The organism is Burkholderia sp. MR1-5-21 (assembly GCF_053427715.1).
Window position 1 is genome coordinate 1 of the sequence record NZ_JBSAXD010000071.1, and the last position, 5,707, is coordinate 5,707.

Consider the following 5,707-nt stretch of genomic DNA (forward strand, 5'->3'; position numbering starts at 1 on the left):
GCCCGGGACGGGCGGTTTCTTCAACGCGGGGCGGCGCGGCTTACTTCAGCGCGTCGAACGCACGGTCGCGGATCTCGTCGACGGTGCCGAGACCGGAGATCTTCCGGTATTGCGGCGCCTTCAGGCCGTTTTCCTCGCCGCGCTGCGCCCAGTCGCCGTAGTAGGTGATCAGCGGCTTGGTTTGCGCTTCGTACACTTCGAGGCGCTTCTTGACCGTTTCTTCCTTGTCGTCGTCGCGCTGGATCAGCGCTTCGCCCGTCACGTCGTCCTTGCCTTCGACCTTCGGCGGATTGAACTTGACGTGATAGGTGCGGCCCGAGGCCGGGTGCGTGCGGCGGCCGCTCATGCGCTCGATGATTTCCGAGAACGGCACGTCGATCTCGAGCACGTAGTCGATCGCGACGCCGGCGTCCTTCATTGCGTCGGCCTGCGCGATCGTGCGCGGGAAGCCGTCGAACAGGTAGCCGTTCGCGCAGTCCGCTTCCTTCAGGCGCTCCTTGACGAGGCCGATGATCAGCTCGTCCGGTACGAGCTTGCCGGCGTCCATGAAGCCCTTCGCTTCGACGCCGAGCGGCGTGCCGGCCTTCACGGCCGCACGCAGCATGTCACCCGTCGAGATTTGCGGGATGCCGAATTTTTCCTTGATGTAGTTTGCCTGGGTGCCCTTTCCCGCGCCGGGCGCGCCCAACAGGATCAAACGCATGGTGATATCTCCAGTATGTAGATTCGTGTGGCGAGACTCGAAGGTGTCGGCGACGCAGTGCGCGGCAGCTTGCCTGGCACGCGGCGGACCGGTCTGACGCGGCGCGTCGGCTCAAGCGACGCGCGGCTGCCGGCAGGGCCGCGGCGGGGTCAAGCGGGCACGCGCGGATCGCGGACGGCTCGCACAATCGCCTGATTATGCCACGGGTTATTTTGAATCCGGCCGAAAAAGGGCCTGCACGCGCGCGAGATCGGCCGGCGTGTCGATGCCGGCTTCCGGCGCGCGCTCGGTGATCAGCACCGCGATCCGTTCGCCGTGCCACATCGCGCGCAGCTGTTCGAGCTGCTCGGCCTGCTCGATCGGCGCCTGCGCGAGCGACGGATACGTGCGCAGGAAACGCGCACGATACGCATAGAGGCCGATGTGCCGATACACCGGAAACGCCGGTGCGGGCATGGCCGGCACGTCCGGCCAATGCGGCTGGTACGCGTCGCGGCTCCACGGAATCGGCGCACGCGAGAAGTACAGCGCGACGCCCTGCGCGTCGAGTGCGACCTTCACGACGTTCGGGTTGAACACGTCGGCCGCGGTGTGGATCGGGTGCGCGGCAGTCGCGATCGCGCATGCCGGATGCGCGGTGAGGTGCGACGCTACGTCGCGGACCAGCACCGGGTCGATCAGCGGTTCGTCGCCCTGCACGTTGACGACGACCGTGTCGTCGCTCCAGCCGAACGTCGCGGCGACTTCGGCGAGGCGGTCGGTACCGGACGGATGGTCGGCGCGCGTGAGCACCGCGTCGAAGCCGTGGTCGCGCGCGGCGTCGAGCACGCTCTGCGCATCGGATGCGACGAGCACGTGCTGCGCGCCGGCTTCGCGCGCCCGTTCGGCGACGCGCACGACCATCGGCTTGCCGCCGAGATCGGCGAGCGGCTTGTTCGGAAGCCGGGTCGAGGCGAGCCGGGCGGGAATGACGGCAATGAAGGGCTGCGGGTGAGTCATCGGACAGGCAAATCGTATGAGGGGTGCGGCGGGCGGCGCCCGCCAAGCGGCGGGGCCGCGCGGGGCCCGGGCCGAAAATTCAGCGGCCGGCCGGATCGACCGGCGTGCCTTCGACGGTCTGGCGCGCTTCGTCGACGAGCATCACGGGAATGCCGTCGCGAATCGGGTAGGCGAGCTTGTCGGCGTTGCAGATCAGTTCCTGCGCGGCGCGGTCATAGTGGAGCGGGCCTTTGCAAATAGGGCACACGATGATTTCAAGCAGGCGAGCGTCCACGGAGTTTCTCCACAACGAGGGCAATGAGGCGAGGATCGAGCGCGGCTTCGACCGGGACGACCCAGATCCGAACGTCGCGCCAGGAAGCGCCCAATTTTACTGCATCCTTCTCGGTGATCAGGATCGTGTCGACTTGCTCGTCGACGAACGGGTTGTCGGCGAACCCGTAGTGGTCGGGCAGCGCGCGGGTCGCGGGCGCGAGGCCCGCCGCGCGCAGCGTCGCGAAGAAGCGCTCCGGCGCGCCGATGCCGGCCGCCGCGAGCACGCGCTCGCCGGCGAATTGCGACAGCGGGCGGCGCAGCGCCGGCCGGTCGAGATGCCAGGCGGCGCCGGGCGCGAGCTTCAGCGCGTACGTGTCTGGCCACGGCGGCAGCGCGCCGCTGTACGGATCGTTGACGAGCGTCGCGTCGCGATGCCGCGACAGCGGTTCGCGCAACGGCCCGGCCGGCAGCAGGAAGCCGTTGCCGCCGAGGCGGTGGTCGAACACGACGAGCTCGACCGTGCGCGCGAGGCGGTAGTGCTGCAGCCCGTCGTCGCTGACGATCACGTCGACGTCCGGATGCGCGGCGCGCAGCGCCTGCGCGGCGGCGACGCGGTCGGGGCACACCCACACCGGCGCGCCGGTGCGGCGGGCGATCAGCAGCGGCTCGTCGCCGGCCTCGCTCGCGCGCGACCCGGGCGTCACCGCGGTCGGGGTCCGGACGTCTGCGCCGTAGCCGCGCGACACGACGCCGGGCGTGAAGCCCGCCGCGCGCAACGCGTCGACGAGCGCGATCACGGTCGGCGTCTTGCCGGTGCCGCCGACGGTCACGTTGCCGACCACGACGACCGGCACGCCCACGTCGACCGGTTTCTTCCATCCTTGCGCATAGGCCGTGCGGCGCAGTGCCGCGCACAGGCCGAACACGCACGCGAGCGGCGTGAGCGCCCACGCGAGCGCGCCGCGGCGTTGCCATTCGCGCGTGAGGCCCGCCTCGAGGCGGGCGAGCGGGCCGCCGGGCGCGCTCATCGGGCGGGGCGCGGCGCGTGCGGCGCCACGGCGTGGAACGGGGTCGTCAAGGCGAATTCTCCGTATTCTCCGTTGTTGCAGTGCGAGCCGAGGGGTCTCTCGGAAGGCGGCACTCTAGCGCGCGGCACGCCGGCGCGGCAAGCGTAAGCGGGCAGAAGCGCCAATGGGGATGGATCAGGCGGGCCTGTGGATAACTCTGTGAAAAACCCGCCCGTCGAACGCCGCACACGCCCGTCCGGCGGGGCTCGAATCGGATGAGAATCATTCCAAAATGTTTAAAACTTTATAAAAATCAACGCGTTGGCATCAATTGTCTGGCATTTTGCGGGGTTTTTTGCGGGTTTGGGCAGGCGAATGCCGGCATGTGGACACTTTTCGCGTTGTGCAATGCACTCGCGCGCCGCTGGACGCCCGGCCGATGTCGGACTATCGTGTCGCCGCCAGCATTCATCCGATCGTCCATGCTCTCCGATTCCCCTTTTGCCGCGCCGGGCGCGGCGCGCGGCGGCGACGAAGTCATCCCCGTCTCGGCGCTCAACCGCGCGATTTCCACGATGCTCGAGCGCTCGTTCCCGCTGTTGTGGGTCGCGGGCGAAGTGTCGAACTTCACGCGCGCCGCGAGCGGCCACTGGTATTTCTCGATCAAGGACCAGCAGGCGCAGATGCGCTGCGTGATGTTCCGCGGCCGCGCGCAGTATGCGGAATTCACGCCGCGCGAAGGCGACCGGATCGAGGTGCGCGCCGTGGTCACGATGTACGAGCCGCGCGGCGAGGTGCAGCTCAATGTCGAAGCCGTCCGGCGCACGGGGCAGGGGCGCCTGTTCGAGGCGTTCCTGCGGCTCAAGGCGCAGCTCGAGGCCGAGGGTCTGTTCGCGCCGGAGCGCAAGCGGCCGCTGCCCGCGCATCCGCGCGCGATCGGCATCGTTACGTCGCTGCAGGCCGCCGCGCTGCGCGACGTGCTGACGACCCTCGCGCGTCGCGCGCCGCACATTCCGGTGATCGTCTATCCGGCGCCCGTGCAAGGTGCAGGCTCGGCCGAGAAGCTCGTCGCGGCGGTCGAGACCGCCAACGCGCGGCGCGAGGTCGACGTGCTGCTCGTGTGCCGCGGCGGCGGCTCGATCGAGGATCTGTGGTCGTTCAACGACGAAGCGCTTGCGCGGGCGATTGCCGCGAGCGCGTTGCCGGTCGTCAGCGGCGTCGGCCACGAAACCGATTTCACGATCGCGGATTTCGCCGCCGACGTGCGCGCGCCGACGCCGACCGGCGCGGCCGAGCTCGCGAGCCCGCAGCGCGCGCTGCTGTTGCGCGAGGTCGGCGACCGGCAGGGCGCGCTCGTGCGCGGGATGCGCCGCACGCTCGAGCAGCGCGCGCAGCAGCTCGACTGGCTCGCGCGCCGGCTCGTCAGTCCGGCGGAACGGCTGCAGCGGCAGCGCACGCATGTCGAGCAGCTCGCGGTGCGTCTCGCGTCCGCGGCGGCACGGCCCGTGCGCGACGCCCGCGCGCGGTTCGCGCTCGCGCAGCTGCGCTGGCAGCGCGCGCGGCCCGACGTGACGCAGCCGCGCCACGCGCTCACCGGGCTGTCGCAGCGACTCACGGTCGCGCTGCAGCGCCGTCACGAGCGCGACACGGCGCGCGTGGCCGCCTGCGCGGCGCGGCTCGAGGTGCTGAGCCCGCAACGTACGCTCGAGCGCGGCTATGCGGCGCTCATCGATGCGCAGACGGGCCGCGCGGTGCGCGCGCCGAGCGCGCTGAAGCCGCAGCGGCGCCTGACCGTGCATCTCGCCGAAGGCTCGGCGGACGTGTCGCTCGCCGACGTGCAGCCGCGATTGTCGGATACGTTCTGACGGAATGTCGGACGCAGGCGGCCGGGCACGTCGCCTGCCACGCATTGCTCGCGCTGCCGGCGCGGCGCGCATCGGGTTCACCCCGTCGGACGATGCGCGAACGCCGGTTTTCCGCATACCGCGGATAAATGGCCCATGAGTTTGCGGGGTTATTCTTCCTCGCCTACAATCGGACGCTCGGCAGCATTCAACACAGCCTCCCTACATACTCAACGAAGGAATCGCCATGGCTCATACGCTCCCGCCGCTCCCGTACGCTGAAGACGCGCTCGCGCCGACCATCTCGCAAGAGACGATCCAGTACCACTACGGCAAGCATCACCAGGCTTATGTGACGAACCTGAACAACCTGATCCCCGGCACGGAATTCGAGAACCTGTCGCTGGAAGAGATCGTGAAGAAGTCGTCGGGCGGCATCTTCAACAACGCCGCGCAAATCTGGAACCACACGTTCTTCTGGAACAGCCTGTCGCCGAACGGCGGCGGCGCACCGACGGGCGCGCTCGGCGACGCGATCAACGCGAAGTGGGGTTCGTACGACGCGTTCAAGGAAGCGTTCACGAAGGCTGCAGTCGGCACGTTCGGCTCGGGCTGGGCATGGCTCGTGAAGAAGGCCGACGGTTCGCTCGACATCGTGTCGACGAGCAACGCGGCAACCCCGCTGACGACGGCAGACAAGGCGCTGCTGACGATCGACGTGTGGGAACACGCGTACTACATCGACTACCGCAACGCACGTCCGAAGTTCGTCGAAGCGTTCTGGAACATCGTGAACTGGGACTTCGCCGCGCAGAACTTCGCGTAAGTCACCGGCACATTTGCCGCGGCCTGCACAGGGCGCGCGGCATCCCGAAAAAGCCCTCGTTCGAGGGCTTTTT

The 5,707-nt window shown here is 69.0% G+C and carries 6 protein-coding genes; 2 read left to right on the plus strand and 4 right to left on the minus strand.

From position 1 onward, the window contains the following. Window positions 1-40: 40 nt before the first annotated feature. The 4 genes from adk to lpxK all read right to left on the minus strand — a co-directional run bounded on the left by adk (window position 41) and on the right by lpxK (window position 2,985). The gene (gene adk, locus ACV229_RS40330) at window positions 41-703 is read right to left on the minus strand and encodes an adenylate kinase (RefSeq protein ID WP_448088621.1); all 663 of its coding nucleotides are present in this window, start codon (window positions 701-703) and stop codon (window positions 41-43) included. A gap of 207 nt (window positions 704-910) precedes the next feature. Then, a complete protein-coding gene (gene kdsB, locus ACV229_RS40335) occupies window positions 911-1,702 on the minus strand; it encodes a 3-deoxy-manno-octulosonate cytidylyltransferase (protein ID WP_448088622.1) in 792 nt (263 codons plus the stop codon). Between the two features lie 79 nt (window positions 1,703-1,781). Continuing rightward, complete coding sequence (locus ACV229_RS40340) at window positions 1,782-1,976, minus strand: Trm112 family protein (RefSeq protein ID WP_006482216.1); 195 nt, start codon at window positions 1,974-1,976, stop codon at window positions 1,782-1,784. Beyond that, on the minus strand, window positions 1,957-2,985 hold the full coding sequence (gene lpxK, locus ACV229_RS40345) for a tetraacyldisaccharide 4'-kinase (protein ID WP_448088623.1): 1,029 nt from the start codon (window positions 2,983-2,985) through the stop codon (window positions 1,957-1,959). Before lpxK ends, ACV229_RS40340 begins: the two co-directional genes overlap by 20 nt. A 461-nt stretch (window positions 2,986-3,446) precedes the next feature. On the opposite strand from lpxK, the gene xseA reads away from it, so the two are divergent. Together xseA and sodB are read left to right on the plus strand one after the other, a co-directional pair. Then, the gene (gene xseA / locus ACV229_RS40350; protein ID WP_448088624.1) at window positions 3,447-4,829 is read left to right on the plus strand and encodes an exodeoxyribonuclease VII large subunit; all 1,383 of its coding nucleotides are present in this window, start codon (window positions 3,447-3,449) and stop codon (window positions 4,827-4,829) included. Window positions 4,830-5,055: 226 nt separating this feature from the next. Then, on the plus strand, window positions 5,056-5,634 hold the full coding sequence (gene sodB / locus ACV229_RS40355) for a superoxide dismutase [Fe] (RefSeq protein WP_448088625.1): 579 nt from the start codon (window positions 5,056-5,058) through the stop codon (window positions 5,632-5,634). Window positions 5,635-5,707: the final 73 nt, after the last annotated feature.

Excerpts from the sequence above, each read along its gene's own strand:
- adk (WP_448088621.1), bottom strand. The coding sequence starts at position 703 with ATGCGTTTGATCCTGTTGGGCGCGCCCGGCGCGGGAAAGGGCACCCAG.
- lpxK (WP_448088623.1), bottom strand. The coding sequence starts at position 2,985 with ATGAGCGCGCCCGGCGGCCCGCTCGCCCGCCTCGAGGCGGGCCTCACG.
- xseA (WP_448088624.1), top strand. The coding sequence starts at position 3,447 with ATGCTCTCCGATTCCCCTTTTGCCGCGCCGGGCGCGGCGCGCGGCGGC.
- sodB (WP_448088625.1), top strand. The coding sequence starts at position 5,056 with ATGGCTCATACGCTCCCGCCGCTCCCGTACGCTGAAGACGCGCTCGCG.
- kdsB (WP_448088622.1), bottom strand. The coding sequence starts at position 1,702 with ATGACTCACCCGCAGCCCTTCATTGCCGTCATTCCCGCCCGGCTCGCC.